The organism is Gordonia humi, from assembly GCF_014197435.1.
GTDB lineage: Bacteria > Actinomycetota > Actinomycetes > Mycobacteriales > Mycobacteriaceae > Gordonia > Gordonia humi.
Map to the genome: position 1 here is coordinate 3,050,671 of NZ_JACIFP010000001.1, position 15,586 is coordinate 3,066,256.

18 protein-coding genes are annotated in these 15,586 nt (G+C 67.3%); 13 read left to right on the forward strand and 5 right to left on the reverse strand.

Annotated elements, in window-relative coordinates; all coding sequences use genetic code 11:
* Window positions 1-38: 38 nt before the first annotated feature.
* Together BKA16_RS14040 and BKA16_RS14045 are read left to right on the forward strand one after the other, a co-directional pair.
* Window positions 39-650, forward strand: a complete 612-nt coding sequence (locus BKA16_RS14040) for a TetR/AcrR family transcriptional regulator (protein ID WP_183371218.1) — start codon at window positions 39-41, stop codon at window positions 648-650.
* An 86-nt stretch (window positions 651-736) separates the two neighbouring features.
* The gene (locus BKA16_RS14045) at window positions 737-1,195 is read left to right on the forward strand and encodes an SRPBCC family protein (protein WP_183371219.1); all 459 of its coding nucleotides are present in this window, start codon (window positions 737-739) and stop codon (window positions 1,193-1,195) included.
* A 120-nt stretch (window positions 1,196-1,315) separates the two neighbouring features.
* Here BKA16_RS14045 and BKA16_RS14050 read toward each other — a convergent pair whose 3' ends face one another.
* On the reverse strand, window positions 1,316-1,879 hold the full coding sequence (locus tag BKA16_RS14050) for a peroxidase-related enzyme (RefSeq protein WP_183371220.1): 564 nt from the start codon (window positions 1,877-1,879) through the stop codon (window positions 1,316-1,318).
* Between the two features lie 204 nt (window positions 1,880-2,083).
* On the opposite strand from BKA16_RS14050, the gene BKA16_RS14055 reads away from it, so the two are divergent.
* The 4 genes from BKA16_RS14055 to BKA16_RS14070 are packed head-to-tail and all read left to right on the forward strand — an operon-like array spanning window position 2,084 to window position 5,686.
* On the forward strand, window positions 2,084-2,710 hold the full coding sequence (locus tag BKA16_RS14055; RefSeq protein ID WP_382427942.1) for an ABC transporter permease: 627 nt from the start codon (window positions 2,084-2,086) through the stop codon (window positions 2,708-2,710).
* Window positions 2,707-3,936: an ABC transporter ATP-binding protein gene (locus BKA16_RS14060; RefSeq protein ID WP_183371221.1), complete on the forward strand. Its 1,230-nt coding sequence runs from the start codon at window positions 2,707-2,709 to the stop codon at window positions 3,934-3,936. Before BKA16_RS14055 ends, BKA16_RS14060 begins: the two co-directional genes overlap by 4 nt.
* Window positions 3,933-4,700, forward strand: coding sequence for an ABC transporter permease (locus BKA16_RS14065; RefSeq protein WP_183371222.1), 768 nt, complete (start codon window positions 3,933-3,935; stop codon window positions 4,698-4,700). Before BKA16_RS14060 ends, BKA16_RS14065 begins: the two co-directional genes overlap by 4 nt.
* 35 nt (window positions 4,701-4,735) lie before the next feature.
* Entirely contained in the window at window positions 4,736-5,686 is a 951-nt protein-coding gene (locus BKA16_RS14070) for a glycine betaine ABC transporter substrate-binding protein (protein WP_246372320.1), read from the forward strand.
* Window positions 5,687-5,713: 27 nt separating this feature from the next.
* Here the strand turns inward: BKA16_RS14070 and bluB are convergent, their stop codons facing one another.
* The 3 genes from bluB to BKA16_RS14085 are packed head-to-tail and all read right to left on the reverse strand — an operon-like array spanning window position 5,714 to window position 7,686.
* The gene (bluB, locus tag BKA16_RS14075; RefSeq protein WP_183371225.1) at window positions 5,714-6,370 is read right to left on the reverse strand and encodes a 5,6-dimethylbenzimidazole synthase; all 657 of its coding nucleotides are present in this window, start codon (window positions 6,368-6,370) and stop codon (window positions 5,714-5,716) included.
* 9 nt (window positions 6,371-6,379) lie between these two features.
* Window positions 6,380-6,871, reverse strand: a complete 492-nt coding sequence (locus tag BKA16_RS14080) for a nuclear transport factor 2 family protein (RefSeq protein WP_183371227.1) — start codon at window positions 6,869-6,871, stop codon at window positions 6,380-6,382.
* Window positions 6,872-6,903: 32 nt separating this feature from the next.
* The gene (locus BKA16_RS14085; protein ID WP_183371229.1) at window positions 6,904-7,686 is read right to left on the reverse strand and encodes an SDR family oxidoreductase; all 783 of its coding nucleotides are present in this window, start codon (window positions 7,684-7,686) and stop codon (window positions 6,904-6,906) included.
* A gap of 69 nt (window positions 7,687-7,755) precedes the next feature.
* Here BKA16_RS14085 and BKA16_RS14090 point away from each other — a divergent pair, with 69 nt between their 5' ends.
* Window positions 7,756-8,655 (forward strand): MarR family transcriptional regulator, encoded by a 900-nt coding sequence (locus BKA16_RS14090; RefSeq protein WP_343067425.1) that lies wholly within the window; start codon window positions 7,756-7,758, stop codon window positions 8,653-8,655.
* A gap of 32 nt (window positions 8,656-8,687) precedes the next feature.
* Here the strand turns inward: BKA16_RS14090 and BKA16_RS14095 are convergent, their stop codons facing one another.
* Complete coding sequence (locus BKA16_RS14095; RefSeq protein ID WP_183371231.1) at window positions 8,688-9,362, reverse strand: TetR/AcrR family transcriptional regulator; 675 nt, start codon at window positions 9,360-9,362, stop codon at window positions 8,688-8,690.
* 165 nt (window positions 9,363-9,527) lie between these two features.
* Here BKA16_RS14095 and BKA16_RS14100 point away from each other — a divergent pair, with 165 nt between their 5' ends.
* The 6 genes from BKA16_RS14100 to BKA16_RS14125 all read left to right on the forward strand — a co-directional run bounded on the left by BKA16_RS14100 (window position 9,528) and on the right by BKA16_RS14125 (window position 15,585).
* Window positions 9,528-10,325: an enoyl-CoA hydratase-related protein gene (locus BKA16_RS14100; protein WP_183371233.1), complete on the forward strand. Its 798-nt coding sequence runs from the start codon at window positions 9,528-9,530 to the stop codon at window positions 10,323-10,325.
* A gap of 31 nt (window positions 10,326-10,356) precedes the next feature.
* Window positions 10,357-11,502 carry an acyl-CoA dehydrogenase family protein gene (locus tag BKA16_RS14105; RefSeq protein ID WP_183371234.1) on the forward strand — a complete coding sequence of 382 codons (1,146 nt, stop codon included), beginning with the start codon at window positions 10,357-10,359 and terminating at the stop codon, window positions 11,500-11,502.
* A 65-nt stretch (window positions 11,503-11,567) separates the two neighbouring features.
* Window positions 11,568-12,308, forward strand: a complete 741-nt coding sequence (locus BKA16_RS14110; RefSeq protein ID WP_183371236.1) for an SDR family NAD(P)-dependent oxidoreductase — start codon at window positions 11,568-11,570, stop codon at window positions 12,306-12,308.
* 12 nt (window positions 12,309-12,320) lie between these two features.
* On the forward strand, window positions 12,321-13,934 hold the full coding sequence (locus tag BKA16_RS14115; protein ID WP_183371238.1) for an AMP-binding protein: 1,614 nt from the start codon (window positions 12,321-12,323) through the stop codon (window positions 13,932-13,934).
* Window positions 13,931-14,710: an enoyl-CoA hydratase/isomerase family protein gene (locus tag BKA16_RS14120; RefSeq protein WP_183371240.1), complete on the forward strand. Its 780-nt coding sequence runs from the start codon at window positions 13,931-13,933 to the stop codon at window positions 14,708-14,710. Before BKA16_RS14115 ends, BKA16_RS14120 begins: the two co-directional genes overlap by 4 nt.
* Window positions 14,707-15,585, forward strand: a complete 879-nt coding sequence (locus tag BKA16_RS14125; RefSeq protein ID WP_183371242.1) for a 3-hydroxyacyl-CoA dehydrogenase family protein — start codon at window positions 14,707-14,709, stop codon at window positions 15,583-15,585. The genes BKA16_RS14120 and BKA16_RS14125 overlap by 4 nt, the downstream gene beginning before the upstream one ends.
* The last annotated feature ends 1 nt before the right edge of the window (window position 15,586 follow it).

Sequence of the window (15,586 nt, forward strand, 5' to 3'; positions counted from 1 at the left end):
TGTTACCCGAATCTAGACATCGCTAGAATCCGATGTCAATGAGCCGTGAGGGAGTTGTCCGCGATTACGGGGGCGTCAGTGCCGACGACCGCCGGTCCGATCGTCGGCAGCGGTTGATCGCGGCCGCGCGGACCATCTGGGGCGACACCGGGGTGGCCGAGGTGACCGTGCGAGGCACCGCGCGTGAGGCCGGCCTGGCGTACCGGTACTTCTACGAGCATTTCGCCAATCGCGATGCGCTCGTGATCGCGGTGGCCGAACAGGTGCGTGACGAACTCGTCGAGGTTCTCGTGTCGGCGAGTGCCTCGGCGGGCGGCGGCATCGAGCAGCAGTTGCGCGCGGCGTTGCGGGCCTTCCTCGCGGCCGTCAGTGACGACCCGCGGATGTTCCGCATCATGACCAGCGACGACGCTGGTGTGGCAGGTCTGGACCAGCGGCGCAGGGAGACGCTGGACCTCGTCGCGGAGGTGGTGGTCGCCACGCTCGGGGCGCAGTCGGAGCTCGCCGAGGCCGATCTGCGGCGCACGGCGCGGTTCGCGGTGGGCGGCGTGTACCGCCTCGTTGAGACGTGGCTGGTCGAACACGACGTCGGTGCCGACGAACTCGCCGACGTGTGCACCCGCTTGGCGATGTCGGTGACCATGCGCTGACCTCCGTCGGCCGGTCGCGTCTCAATGTGCGACGATCCGGGGGTTCGCCATTGATAAGTGATCACCGGTCACGCGATCGTTGATGCATGAGCGATCACACGAAGGTCACAGTCCAGAAGGTCATCTCCGCACCCGTCGAGCAGGTGTTCGCCGTACTCCGCGACCCGGCGAATCACGTCGGTCTCGACGGCTCGGGCTTCGTCCGCGGTGTCGACTCCGGCGGTCCGATCCAGCAGGTCGGCGACGTGTTCACGATGAACATGTACGGCGAACATCTCGACGGCGATTACCAGACCGACAACTACGTCACCGCCTACGACGAGAACGCGCGCCTGGCGTGGAAGACCGCCGTCGCCGGTACGCAGCCGCCCGGATGGGAGTGGATCTGGGAGTTCGAATCGGCGGGCCCGGACACGACCACGGTGCGCCACACCTACGACTGGTCGGGGGTCACCGATACCGCGCTCCTCGAACAGTTGAACTTCCCGTTCGTGACGGTCCCGCAACTGGAGGACACGCTGTCGCGACTCGCGGCGGCGGTGTGATCGAATCTCGAACGCATCGCGCGGTCGGCGGTCTTCTCCGCGCACCCCGACCGCACGCGCGCCCCGACGAGAGAAGTGCCCGAACCCGGGCCGCGCGGGCCCGTCGAACGACGTAGTCCGTCAGCGATGCTGTGCGGCGTACTCGTCGTTCGGACGCATGTCGACCGCCGAGGCGAGACGGTTCGTCATGTTGAAGAACGCCGCCGTCGACGCGATGTCCCAGATGTCGCGGTCGGTGAAGCCCACCTCGCGCAACCCCTCTCGGTCGGATTCGTCCATCTTGGCCGGCTGCTCGGTCACCTTCTCGGCGAACTCGAGCATCGCCCGCTGCCGTGCATCGAGGTCGGCGGCGCGGAAGTTCATCACCATCATCTCGCCGAGATGCGGATCGCCCGACAACTGGCGCACGGCCGCCCCGTGCGCGGTCAGGCAGTAGTAGCACTTGTTGATCGAGGAGACGACCACGGCGATCATCTCGCGCTCGAGCTTGCTCAATGCGGAGTCGCCGAGCATCAGATCGTTGTAGCTCGCGGTGAACGCCTGCAGCTTCGCCTCGTCGAACGTGTAGGCCCGCAGCACGTTCGGGACCATCCCGAGCTTCTCGCGGCACACCGCGAAGTACTTCTCGGTCGCCTCGGACAGTTCGCCCGCGGGCAGATCGAGGGCGGTGATCTTCTCAGACATTCGTCAGGTCCGTTCGCTGGGGGGATTCGGGTGTGAACAATCGTAGACACGCCATCGATCACGATTGTCGAATACCGACTCTGACCGGTGCGGACAGTGCGATCCCGGGAGTATCGATTCGGTGATTCGGCAGATCTCCGCCGAGATTGGGCTACGGTAGAGACCGATTAGAGGAGAGATCCACTGAACGATATCTGGGAATTCATCAGTAATCGCAGGTCTCAACTGGCCCTCGATTCATGGCTGCACGTATCCGCTGTGATCCAGTGCCTTCTGCTCGCGACGGTGATCGGCGTGTGCGTCGGAATCCTGGTCTACCGGAGCCCGGCGGGATCGGCGCTTGCCACCGCATTGTCGAGCACGATTCTCACCGTGCCGTCATTCGCTCTGCTCGGTCTGCTCATTCCCATTCTCGGATTGGGCGTGCCGCCGACGGTGATCGCGTTGACCTTGTATTCGCTGCTGCCGATCGTGCGCAACACGATCGTCGGACTCGGTGCCGTCGACCCGTCGGTGACCGATGCGGCCAAAGGGATCGGGATGAACCGCTTCCGCGTGCTCACGCGGATCGAGCTGGTCCTCGCCTGGCCGTCGATCCTCACCGGTATGCGGGTGAGTACGCAGATGGCCATGGGAATCCTGGCGATCGCGGCCTACGCCAAGGGGCCGGGGCTGGGCAATCTGATCTTCTCCGGCCTGTCGCGCGTGGGTAGCCCGACCGCGGTTCCGCAGGCTCTCACCGGGACGGTGCTGATCGTCGTCCTCGCGTTGATCCTGGACGGAATCTACGTGCTGATCGGCCGTTTCACCACGTCGAAGGGAATCCGTTGAGCACGAACCCAGAATCCGCCAATTCCAGCGTCTCGGGCGTGGAGATCGTTCTCGATCATGTCTCCAAGACCTATCCGGGGCAGGACACGCCGGCCGTCGCGGACGTTTCCATGACCATTCCCGCAGGCGAGATCGTCGTGTTCGTCGGCCCTTCCGGCAGTGGAAAGACGACGACGATGAGAATGATCAATCGTCTCATCGAGCCGACGTCCGGCACCATCACCATCGGCGGCCGCGACGCATTGTCGATCGATGCGAACGAACTCAGGCAGAGCATCGGGTACGCCATTCAGCAGGGCGGACTGTTCCCGCACATGACCGTTTCGCAGAACATCGCCGTCGTGCCCAAGCTGCTCAAATGGGATAAGAAGCGGATCACGGATAGAGTGAACGAACTTCTCGACTTGGTGGGGCTCGATCCCGACCAGTTCGGCCAGCGGTATCCGCGGCAGCTCTCCGGCGGCCAGCAGCAGCGCGTGGGCGTGGCTCGCGCACTCGCCGCCGATCCGCCCGTCCTGTTGATGGACGAGCCGTTCGGCGCCGTCGATCCGATCACCCGCGGCCTCCTGCAGGACGAGCTGATGACCCTGCAGGCGGAACTGCGCAAGACCATCGTCTTCGTGACCCACGACTTCAACGAGGCGGTCAAACTCGGGGACCGCATCGCCGTGCTCGGCGAGCAGTCCCGCATCCAGCAGTACGACACCCCCGAGGCGATCCTGGCGAATCCCGCGAACGAGACGGTTGCGGGCTTCGTCGGTCAGGGCGCGGCCCTCCAACAGCTCAACCTGATGCGCGTGCGCGATGTCGACATCGAACAGCGGCCCACCGCGCACGAGAGCGATTCCGTGGAGGACTTCGCGTCCCGGATCCAGACGTGGGGCGTGATCCTCGACAGCCGGGACCGGCCGATCCGGTGGACCGACCGCACGCATCTGCGCGGGGTCGCCTCCATCGCCGACGTCGGGTTGCCGATGGGCGAGATGGTCACGATCGCGTCGACGCTGCAGGACGCGCTCGAAGCGATTCTCGCCGAACGCAACGCGGCGACTGTCGTGACCGGCCCCCGGGGCCGCTACGAGGGCGTCATCACCATCGAGACGCTGGTCGACACGATTCGGAGTCTGCGCGAGGAACACCAGGACGACCCGGCGATCTCCGATCCCGGATCGGACTCGTTTCCGGCCGCCGACGCCGAGTCCGCAACCGAGAGTCCCACTCGATGACCGCCGACACAGCAGCCCCCGAAGCGAAACCGGCGCGGGCCGGAATAGTCCAGCTGTGGGCGCAGCCGGTCGTGGTGGTGATCCTCGCGGCCGGTGTCCTGATCTGGGCGTTCACCCGGAATCTGACCGAGACGCAGAAGGCGACGATCAACGCCTCGTACATCGGGCAGCTGATCGGTGAACACCTCGCGTTGACCGTCGCGATCACGGCGATCGTCCTCGTCGTCGCGGTGCCGTTGGCGGTTCTGGTGACTCGTGACCGGTTCCGCTGGCTCGCACCGCTGTTCATCGGCATCGCGAACATCGGACAGGCCGCGCCCGCGATCGGTCTGCTCGTGCTGTTCTTCCTGTGGACGGCGACGACCGGATTCTGGATCGGCGTGCTGCCCGTCGCCTTCTATTCACTGCTGCCCGTCCTGCGCAACAGCATCCTGGGGCTCAACGAGGTCGATTCGTCCTTGAAGGACGCCGCTCGCGGACAGGGCATGTCGGAGACGAAGGTCCTCCGCAAGGTGGAGCTTCCGCTCGCCGTGCCGTTCATCCTCGCCGGGCTGCGCACCTCGCTGGTCCTGGCCGTCGGCACGGCGACGCTGTGCTTCCTGGTCGACGCGGGCGGTCTCGGCATTCTGATCGACACCGGATACAAGCTCCGGGACAACGTGACGTTGATCCTCGGCGCGATCCTGGCCGTGAGCCTGGCACTGATCGTCGACTGGTGCGGCGCCCTCGCCGAACGCTACCTCGGACCGAAGGGACTCCGATGAGGACTCGCTCGCATCCGGTCCGACGGATCATCGTGATGATCGTCGTCGCGGTTCTCGCGTCGACCGCCGCCGCATGCGGACTGGAGTCCGGCGGCGCCGTCCCGCTCCCGGTGAAGCCCGGCTCCATCAAGGAGAATCCCGACCTGGCGGGAGTCAAACTGACCGTCGGGTCGAAGGACTTCACCGAACAGGTGATCCTCGGTTACATCCTCGAATTCAGTCTGGCCGCGGCGGGAGCCGACGTCCGCGACCTGACGAACATCCAGGGATCGAACTCCTCGCGCGATGCGATGGTGGCCGGACAGGTGGACCTGAACATCGAGTACACCGGAACCGGATGGATCAACTACCTCGGCAACGAGAAGCCCATCGCGGATCCGACCGAGCAGTTCGAGGCGGTCCGCGACCAGGATCTGAAGGAGAACGACGTGGTCTGGACGGACCCGTCTCCGTTGGACAATACGTACGCGCTGGCGGTCAATCAGTCCAATCTGGCCAAACTCGGTGTCACGACGCTGTCGCAGTACGCGGAACTGGTCAAGACGAATCCGGCTGCCGCGACCACGTGCCTGGAGACCGAGTTCCGCAGCCGCCAGGACGGATTCCCCGGTATGGCGGCGGCGTACGGGTTCGATCCGGGCGCGGCCCGAACCCAGATCCTGCAGACCGGCATCATCTACCAGGCGACGGCGAACGGCAACTGCGCGTTCGGCGAGGTCTTCACCACCGACGGTCGGATCAAGGCGCTCGACTTGACGGTCCTCGAGGACGACAAGTCGTTCTTCCCGCACTACAACGCGGCGCTGACCATGCGCAAGGAGACCGCCGAGGCGCACCCGGCGATTGCCGAGGTGATGAAGCCGGTGATGGAGACGCTCAACTCCGACGAGATCAGCGAACTCAACAAGCAGGTGGACGTCGACGGTCGCGAACCCGCCGACGTCGCCCGCGACTGGCTCGTCCAGAAGGGTTTCGTCACCGTGTAGCGCGCCCCGGAGTGGTGGCTGCGACGGTCACCGTGTCTGAAAGCGCGCTCGCGGGTCCGTCCGGTCCTGCCAGCCCAGGCGCTCCAGTTCCGGTGTCGCATCGAGAGTCTCGGGATACCCGAGGCACAGGTAGGCGACGAGGGTCCAGTCGGCGGGCACGTCGAGGGCCGCGCGCACCTCGACGGGGTCGATGATCGACACCCAGCCGATTCCCACGCCGCGGGCGCGGGCCGCCAGCCACAGGGTGCTGATCGCGGTGACCACCGAGTACTCGAGGGTCTGCGGCATCGTCGCGCGGCCCAGGCCCGCGCCCTGACGGGGATCGGGTGCGCAGAACACCGCCAGGTGCACGGGTGCGTCGTCGAGACCGGCGAGTTTCAGCGACGCGTAGGTGCGCGCACGATCGCCGCTGTACCCGTCGAGCGCACGAGCGTTGCAGCGGGCGAACACCTCCGTGACCGCCAGTCGGCGTGCCGGGGAGATCACCTGCACCCACCGCCAGGGCTGGCTGTTGCCGACCGACGGCGAGAGCTCCGCGGCGGTCAGGATCTCGTCGAAGACGTCCGACGGGACCGGATCCGTCCGGAATCGTCGCACGTCGCGGCGCCAGCGCAAGAGCTGGTCCAGTTCGTCGACGAAGTCGCGCCCGAATGTTCCGGCGGCGCCGCCGGTCCCAGATGTCATGCGCCGAACTTACCGTGGCGGCTGCGACGGCGGTCGCAGTGCGGGGCCCGGCGTCATCGTCCAGCCGCCTGCCGAGAGGCTGCCGACGGCCTCATAGGTGCGGTCGTATCCGGTACTGCTGATCCGCCAGCCCCGCGCGGTCCGGCGGTACTCGTCCCGATAGAACGCGGCGCCGATGATCATGACGTCGAACTCGGGCACGATGACCCGATCCTGGAGATACCAGGAGCCGGTCGCGGTGTCGCCGTCGACCTCGATGATCGGATGGTCGGCGCGGTGCTCGGTGACGATGGTCGGGCCCATCGCCGTGCGGAAGTACTCGATCACACCGGCGCGGTCGGTGAAGGTCAGGTCCCGGCCGCCCATCTGCGTGCCGTAGGCGGTCTGCACGTCCGCGGTCAGGGTGGACGCGACCAGATCCCAGTCCTTCGTGTCGACGCCGCGGAGATAGCGGTACTTGAGTTCTTCGATGGCGCGGATCGTCTGCGGGTCGGTGGTCATGGCGTCTCCTCGTCGGACGTTGGATGCGCCCGTCACAGGTCCGGAATCGGCAGTGCGACGTTCGGGGCTTCGAGACCGCCGTCGACCTCGACGATCTTGCCGGTCACATAGCCCGCCGCGTCGCTCGCGAGATACACGGCCGCCGCGGCGATCTCGTCGGCGTCGCCGAGCCGCCTCATGGGGGTGTTCTGCTCGATCTCGCCGCGCATCTCGTCGTTGTCGGCGACGTAGCCGAGCGCCGAGGTCAGAACGGCGCCCGGGGCGATCGCGTTGACCCGGATCTTCGGGGCGAGGTCTTCGGCGGCCATCCGCGTGTAGTGCGCGAGGGCTGCCTTCGACGTGCCGTAGGCCAGGAATGCGCGCCCGGCGAGTCTGCCCATCGACGAGGTGATGTTGATGATGGAGCCGCCCCCGTTCTCGAGCATCACCGGCACCGCGGCGAGATTGAGTGCGTGGGCGGTGCCGACGTTGAACGAGAAGGCTCGCTCGAGGTGCACGACCTTCGTGTCGAGGAAGGTCCTGGGCGGCGCGCCGCCGACGTTGTTGACCACGATGTCGACGCGACCGGTCTCGGCGACGGCCCGCTCGACGAGCACCCCGGCGTCCTCGTCGGCCAGGTCGAGGGGAACGGCGATCGCTCGCCGACCGGTCGCGGTGATCTGCTCGGCCACCCGGACGAGATCGGCCTCGGTCCGCGCCGTGATGACGACGTCGGCGCCCGCCTGCGCGAATCCGATCGCGATCGCGGCGCCGATACCGCGTCCGGAGCCGGTCACGATAGCGGTCTTGCCGTCGAGCTGAAACTTCTCGAGCACGTGGAGACTCCCTTGAGAATCGAATATTCGAGTTCTATGGTATGAATATCCGACACACCGTAGCCGGATGTGATCGATCCGACAAGCGACGGGAGCCGACTGGAGATGGCCGGATCCCCGCCGACCCGTCGGGTCGTCGACACGCTCGAATACCTGGCCCACGCCGAAGCGCCGCGGACCATCGCGCAGATCGCCGATGCGATCGGCGCCGCCCGGCCGACGATGTCGGCGATCCTCGCCGAACTCGATGACGCGGGATGGGTCGTGCGCGACGCCGGTCGCGCGTACTCGCTCGGACCGGGTGCCGCGGGGCTGTCGCACCATCCCGGCGGCGGCCCGACGATGACGGCCGACGTGATCGCGGTGGCCGAGGACCTGGTCGCCGCGACGTCGTGCGGTGTGACGATCAGCAGGCTCACCTCCGACCGGATGACCGTCGTGGCGAAGGTGCACTCGAGGACGCGACCTGTGCCCGGTCTCGGACTCGGGCAGTCCCTCGCCGTCGGCTATCCGGCGGGCGCCGCGTGCATGGCGTGGCGCTCGCCCGCGGAACAGGCGGCGTGGCGCGGCGTCGACGGACGCGGCGACCGTCGACGGCGGCTGCTCGACGGTGTTCGACGGCTCGGCTACGCGGTGTACCGCCCCGCGTCCTCGGACGCGTCGCTGGTCGAGTCGCTCGCTGACCTGCTCGGCGCCGTGGGGCCCATGCTGATCGATCCAGCGGTACGCCGATCGGCCGTCCGGCAGCTCGCCGAGCTGTCTTCGCGCGCATACCTTCCCGCCGATCTCGCGGTCGACGACGCACTGCCGATCAGTTACCTCGCGGCACCGGTGTTCGCTCGCGGTGCGGCCGACTTCGAGCTGCAGCTCGGTGTGCTCCGATCCGCCGTCGACCCCGCTGAACGCCGCGAACTCACCACGGCGACCACCGAGGCCGCGGCCCGGATCTCCGCACTGCTCGACGCCTGAGCCGGCCGACCGCCGACCGTGCCGGAGCGAGGCTACGCCGGAGGATCGCCGAGGAGGTCGGCGTAGTCGGAGCGGACCTCGGGGCGCACGAGCGCGCGCAGCATCAGTGCGAGCTGGGCGTCGGCGTACTCGTCGAGGGTCATCGTCTGCTGGAAGTACCAGTGCTTGAGGGCCCATGCGTGGGCCAGGAGCAGCAGGTCGTACGCGACGAGGTCGGCGTTCGGCGCCGCGAGGAGGCCGGCGTCGACACCTGCGCGGACGGCGGTGCGCAGCGGCTCACTCGTCTCGACCTCGAGCGTCTTGATCTTCTCGCGCCCCTGGATCGAGAGCGCATTCGACTCCCGGTACGTGAGAACCGCGGCGTGCCGGTAACGCGCGATCACCTGGCAGTACGCGGTGAACGCGGCGGCGAGGCGTCGAACGGGATCGTCGCCTGCCGCGTCGACGGCAGCGGGCACCGTGGTCCGGAATGCGTCGAGGACCTCGACGATGACGGCGAGTAGCACTTCGTCCTTGCCGCCGAAGTAGCGATAGATCAGACCGACGCTCACGCCCGCCTCGGCGGCCAACGCCTGCATCGACACCGCTTCCGAACCCGCGCGCTCCATGAGTCGCGCGGCGGCGTCGAGTATCTGACGCGATCGCATCGAGGCGCTGACCTCGCGCACGGCCTCGCTGACTGACGTGCGCTGCGGATCCGCGGTCATCGGTCCCTCCTTCTCGATGTGAATCGATGTTCATCGTAACGCCGCTCGCGGAACGGATTTCACCGTGACCCTTGACACCCATCGTGAATGAACATAGATTCATTCGCAATGAATCAATATTCATTTCACGTCCGGAGTCACTGACATCAACCCGAGGAGCACGTCATGAGCCAGTACGAAGACATCACCTACGAGGTCGTCGACAACGCGGGGATCATCACCCTCAACCGTCCGCAGCGGTACAACGCGTTCCGGGCGCAGACGGTCGACGAGCTGATCGCGGCCTTCCAGCGGGCCTGGTCCGACCACACGGTCCGCGCGGTGATCTTGACCGGTGCCGGCGAGAAGGCGTTCTGCACGGGCGGCGACGTCAAGCAGCGCGCCGAGACCGGCGACTACGGGCCGTCCGAGCTGGACCGCTTCCGCATCGGAGACCTGCACAAGCTCATGCGCGACATCCCGAAGCCGGTCATCGCCGCAGTCAACGGCATAGCGGTCGGCGGCGGCCACGTGCTGCACGTGCTCGCCGACGTCACCCTCGCCGCCGACACCGCGAAGTTCGGTCAGGCGGGCCCGCGCGTCGGATCGTTCGACGCCGGATTCGGCTCGGCGTATCTCGCCCGCGTCGTCGGCGAGAAGAAGGCGCGCGAGATCTGGTTCTGGTGCCGCCAGTACTCGGCCGCCGAGGCCCTCGACATGGGGTTGGTGAACAAGGTGGTTCCGGCCGACCGGCTGCTCGACGAGGCGAAGGCGTGGGTCGCCGAAGTCGCCGAGAAGAGCCCGACCGCCATCAAGTTCCTCAAGCAGTCGTTCAACGCCGACACCGATCACCAGGCGGGCTTCTCGAACATGGCGATGACCGCGCTCGACCTGTTCGTCGTCTCGCCCGAGGGCGCCGAGGGCGCCGCGGCGTTCGCCGAGAAGCGCCCGGCCGACTTCGCCGCCCACGTCGACTGGCACTAGAGCCGACCTCACCTGACGACGGGAGATCATCGTGCACTACGGATTCGACGACGACCAGCAGGTGTTCCGCACCGAGATGGCCCGGTGGGCCGACAAGGTCCTGGCCCCGCATTACCAGTCCGACGACAAGGCCGCGGAGTTCCGGCGACAACAGGCCGTCGACATGGCTGAGATGGGCCTGACCGGACTGCGCATCCCCGAAGAGTACGGGGGACAGGACGCGACGGCGGTGATCGCCGGAATCGCCGCGGAAGAAGTCGGTCGGGCGGACTTCAACGCCGGCTACCTCATCATCAACACCGCGTTGATCAGCGACATCCTGGTACGCAACTGCACCGACGAGCAGAAGGCCGCGTGGCTGCCCGCGATCGCATCCGGGGAGACCGTCCCGTGCATCATGATCACCGAGCCCGAACACGGAACCGACGCCGCCGCACTGGGACTCAAGGCCGTACCCACCGACGACGGTTGGCGGCTGTCCGGGGAGAAGACCTCGATCACATTGGGCATGGCCGCCGACCGCGCCGTCGTACTGGCTCGCACCGGCGGCGCCGGTGCCCGCGGAGTCAGCGCCTTCTGGGTGGACCTGACCGATCCGGGCGTCACGAGGTCGCCCTTCGACGATCTGGGCAGCCGGGCCATCGGCCGAGCGTCGGTGCACTTCGACGACGTCCACGTGACGTCGGGAGATCTGATCGGTCAGGAGGGCGGCGGTTTCGTCTCGGTGATGCAGGGATTCGACTACTCCCGGGCGATCATCGGTCTGCTCTGTCTCGGAGCCGCGCAGCAATCGCTCGACGAAGCGATCGCCTGGGCGCGGGACCGGCAGGCGTTCGGCCAGCCGATCGGCAGATTCCAGGGCGTCTCGTTCCCGCTCGCCGAGCACGCCACCTACATCACCGGCGCCCGCCATGTCTGTTACGAGGCCCTGTGGCGCAAGGACAACGACGTCGAGCACTCGGCCGAAGCCGCGATGGCCAAGTTCTGGGCACCGAAACTGTCGGCCGACGTCATTCACCAATGCCTGCTGACTCTCGGTCATGTCGGCTACTCCACCGAACACAAGGTCGGCCAGCGCCTGCGCGACGTCATCGGCCTGGAGATCGGCGACGGCACCGCACAGGTCTCCAAGCTGGTCATCTCCCGCAGCCTCCTGGGACGTACCGCCGCCCCGTAGACGTCGGTCGGCGCTTGCGCCGAACGCCGCGAATAACCTCACTCACCACGACAGGACGCACACTCATGAGCAAGCTCACCGACAAGATCGCATTCGTCACCGGCGCCGGACAGGGGATCGGCGCGGCCATCGCGACGAAGCTGGCCGCCGAGGGCGCCACCGTCGTCGTCACCGACGTCAACGCCGACACCGCCGAGGCCACCGCGGCCGAACTCGGCAACGAAAGCATCGGCCTGCGGGTCGACGTCACCAGCCGCGACTCGGTGAACGCCGCCGTCGACACCGTCATCGAGCGGTTCGGGCGCCTCGACGTACTGGTCAACAACGCGGGCTGGGACAAGGCCGAACCGTTCGTCGAGTCCGAGCCCGAGACATGGGACCGGGTGATCGCGATCAACCTGTACGGCGTTCTCAACACCTCGAAGAAGATCCTGCCGATCATGGCCGACCAGGGATTCGGGCACGTGGTGAATCTCGGCTCGGACGCCGGCCGCGTCGGTTCCTCGGGCGAAGCCGTGTACTCGGCCGCCAAAGGCGGAGTCATCGCCTTCACCAAGTCGACCGCCCGTGAGATGGCGCGGTCGCAGGTCAACATCAACTGCGTGTGCCCCGGTCCCACGGACACCGCGCTGTTCGCGTCGATGGGCGGGGAGAAGCTGCGCGCCGCACTGCAGAAGGCCATCCCGCTGCGTCGTCTCGGTCAGCCCGAGGACCTCGCCAACACCGTCGCCTTCCTCGCCTCCGATGAGGCCTCCTTCATCACCGGACAGACCGTCAGCGTCAGCGGCGGCCTCTCCATGAGCTGAGACGAGAATCCCATGTCCTTCGAGACGATCCTGACTCCGGAACTGATCGAACAGTACACGCGCGGCGGCTACTGGCAGGGCCGCATCATCACCGACTGGCTCGACGACGCCGCCGACTCCACTCCCGACAAGATCGCCTTCATCGACGTCCACCGCGAGATCACCTACGGCGCCCTGCGCGACGAGGTGGACCGGTGCGCCCTCGGCCTCCTCGAACTCGGTGTCGAGGCGGGCGACGTCGTCTCGTTCCAACTCCCGAACTGGATCGAATGGATCGTCGTCCACTACGCCGCGACCCGGATCGGTGCGGTCAGCAACCCGCTGATCCCGATCTACCGCGAGCGGGAGGTGGGTTTCATGGTCGCCCTCGCCGCCACGAAGGTCCTGGTGATCCCGCAGACCTTCCGCAACTTCGACTATCCCGAGATGTACGCGGGCATGTCGGAGCAGACGTCGACGGTGGCGCACACCCTCGTGGTCGGCGGATCGTACGACGAGTTCATGGCGACCCCGTGGGAGGAGCGGCGCGACCGCTCCGAGCTCGTCGCGCTCCGGCCGGACGCGAACGATGTGTCGCTGCTCATCTTCACCTCCGGCACCACCGGCGAGCCCAAGGGCGTGATGCACACGCACAACACTCTGACTGCCGCGAATCGACCTCTGCCGCAACGTCTGTCGATCACCTCCGACGACGTGTTCCATATCGCGTCCACGCTCGCGCACCTGACCGGATTCCTGTACGGCGCCCGTCTGAACGTCGAGAACGGCGCCACCTGCGTCCTACAGGACGTGTGGGACAAGGAGCGCTTCGTCGAACTGGTGCAGCGGTATCGGATCACCTACACCTCGGCCGCGACGCCGTTCCTGCACGATCTGATCGGCGCGTCCGGTCTGGCCGACCACGACGTGTCGAGCCTGCGACTGTTCTGCTGCATGGGCGCGCCGATCCCGCGTGCCGTGGTCGCCGAGGCCCGGCGGACCATGCCGTCGCTCGTGGTGCTCGGCGGCTGGGGACAGACCGAGAACGCGCTGGTCACCCTCGGGGTGCCCGGCGACCCCGACGAGAAGATCATCAACACCGACGGTTGCCCGTGGCCCGGTATGGAGATCCGCGTGGTCGACTTCGACGGTGTGCCGCGACCGGCCGACACCGAGGGGCGCCTGCAGGTACGCGGGCCGTCGTTGTTCGTCGGCTATCTGCATCGCATCGACAGGACGCGCGAGGAGTTCGACGGCGACTGGTTCGACACCGGCGACCTCGCGTCCGTCGACGCCGACGGCTACCTGAAGATCGCCGGCCGCACCAAGGACGTGATCATCCGCGGCGGTGAGAACATTCCGGTCGCGTTCGTCGAGAACGTCTTCTACGAGCACCCGAAGATCGCCTCGGTCGCCGTCGTCGGCGTCCCCGATCCGCGGCTGCAGGAACGGGCGTGCGCGTGCGTCGTCCTCAAGGAGGAGTACGCGGCGGACGGCTTCACCTTCGAGGAGATGAAGGAGTATCTGCTCGGCAAAGGACTGGCCAAACAGTACTGGCCCGAGCGGCTCGAAGTCCTCGACGCACTGCCGACCACGCCGAGCGGCAAGATCCAGAAGTTCGCACTACGCAAGCAGGTGAATCAATGACCGATCCGACGACCGTGACCCTCGACGTGACCGATGGAGTCGCCCTGGTCACGGTGAACAGGCCCGAGGTCCGCAACGCGATCAACGCCCAGGTGCAGGCCGACCTCGCGGCCGCACTCGACGAGGTGCGCCGCGATGACGCCGTCGGGGCGGTGGTGTTCACCGGTGCGGGGGACAGGGCGTTCGCCGCCGGAGCCGACATCGGGCAGTTGCGGAACTACGACATGCACACCGGGCTCGCCGGCTCGATGGGCCGGCTCTACGACACCGTCGAACAGTTCGAGAAGCCGACGATCGCGGCGGTGAACGGTTACGCGCTCGGCGGCGGTTGTGAGCTGTCGATGGCGTGCGACATCCGGATCGCATCGGAGAGAGCATGTTTCGGACTTCCGGAGACCACGCTGTCGGTGCTGCCCGGCGCGGGTGGAACTCAGCGACTGGCGCGGCTGGTCGGCGTGGGGCTCGCCATCGACATGATCCTCACCGCACGCACGCTGACCGCCGACGAGGCACTGACCGCGGGACTGGCGACCTACGTGGTGCCCGCCGAGGACCTGCTCGACAAGGCCCGCGAGGTGGCGGCCTCGATCATCGCGAAGGGGCCGGTGGCCGTACGACTGGCCACGACGGTGATCCGGGCGGGGATGGACGCCGACCAGCACACCGGGCAGGTCATCGAACGACTCGCCCAGTCGCTGCTGTACACGACAGCTGACAAGTCGGAGGGCGCGGCCGCGTTCCTGGCCAAGCGCACGCCCGAATGGAGCGGCCGATGAGCATCGAGCGAGTCCTCGTCGCCGGTGCGGGTGCGATGGGGTCGCAGATCGCGATGGTCTGCGCGTTCGCCGGGTACCACGTGACCCTCCACGACCTGGACCCGACCGCGCTCGACGCCGCGACCGCGGCGCTGCGCGAGCGCACCTCGTCGATGGTCGCGAAGGGCCGACGCACCGCCGAAGAAGTGGATGCGGCGCACGCCCGCCTGCACACCGCGAGCACCCTGCCCGACGACGCAGACCTGGTGATCGAGGCGATCGTCGAACGTCTCGACGTGAAACGCGCGTTCTTCGCCGACCTCGACACCCGACTGCCCGCCGAGACGATCCTGGCGAGCAACTCGTCGAGTCTCGTCCCGTCCTCCATGGCGTCGGCGATCCGGCGCCCGGACCGCTTCGTCAACCTGCACTTCTTCAATCCGGCGCTCGTGATGCCGTGCGTGGAGGTGGTGCGCGGACCGGAGACCGGCGACGCGACCGCCGCGGCGGCAACGGCTTTCGTCGAAAGCCTCGGCAAGGTCCCGGTCGTGCTCGCCAGGGAGATCCCGGGATTCGTGGCCAACCGGCTCCTCAACGCGGTGCGCGACGAGGCGATCGCGCTGTACGAGGGCGGCTACGCCGACGTCGACGCGATCGACACCGCCGCCCGCACCGCACTCGGGTATCCCATGGGCCCCTTCGAACTGATGGACCTCACCGGCGTCGACATCGGGTACCTCACCAAGAAGGCCCGCTTCGACGAGACCGGCGACCCCGCCGACGCCCCGTCGGCCACGGTGTCGCGGCTGGTCGCCGACGGACACCTCGGCCGCAAGACCGGACGCGGCTTCTACCTCTACGACTCCACCGGCGCGCGCGTCGGGAAAGGCATCTAGA

Bases quoted from the DNA above. Each gene is read 5' to 3' on its own strand.
- BKA16_RS14070 (WP_246372320.1), top strand. From the start codon at position 4,736: ATGATCGTCGTCGCGGTTCTCGCGTCGACCGCCGCCGCATGCGGACTG.
- BKA16_RS14120 (WP_183371240.1), top strand. From the start codon at position 13,931: ATGACCGATCCGACGACCGTGACCCTCGACGTGACCGATGGAGTCGCC.
- BKA16_RS14110 (WP_183371236.1), top strand. From the start codon at position 11,568: ATGAGCAAGCTCACCGACAAGATCGCATTCGTCACCGGCGCCGGACAG.
- BKA16_RS14080 (WP_183371227.1), bottom strand. From the start codon at position 6,871: ATGACCACCGACCCGCAGACGATCCGCGCCATCGAAGAACTCAAGTAC.
- bluB (WP_183371225.1), bottom strand. From the start codon at position 6,370: ATGACATCTGGGACCGGCGGCGCCGCCGGAACATTCGGGCGCGACTTC.
- BKA16_RS14045 (WP_183371219.1), top strand. From the start codon at position 737: ATGAGCGATCACACGAAGGTCACAGTCCAGAAGGTCATCTCCGCACCC.
- BKA16_RS14040 (WP_183371218.1), top strand. From the start codon at position 39: ATGAGCCGTGAGGGAGTTGTCCGCGATTACGGGGGCGTCAGTGCCGAC.
- BKA16_RS14095 (WP_183371231.1), bottom strand. From the start codon at position 9,362: ATGACCGCGGATCCGCAGCGCACGTCAGTCAGCGAGGCCGTGCGCGAG.
- BKA16_RS14125 (WP_183371242.1), top strand. From the start codon at position 14,707: ATGAGCATCGAGCGAGTCCTCGTCGCCGGTGCGGGTGCGATGGGGTCG.
- BKA16_RS14050 (WP_183371220.1), bottom strand. From the start codon at position 1,879: ATGTCTGAGAAGATCACCGCCCTCGATCTGCCCGCGGGCGAACTGTCC.
- BKA16_RS14115 (WP_183371238.1), top strand. From the start codon at position 12,321: ATGTCCTTCGAGACGATCCTGACTCCGGAACTGATCGAACAGTACACG.
- BKA16_RS14100 (WP_183371233.1), top strand. From the start codon at position 9,528: ATGAGCCAGTACGAAGACATCACCTACGAGGTCGTCGACAACGCGGGG.
- BKA16_RS14065 (WP_183371222.1), top strand. From the start codon at position 3,933: ATGACCGCCGACACAGCAGCCCCCGAAGCGAAACCGGCGCGGGCCGGA.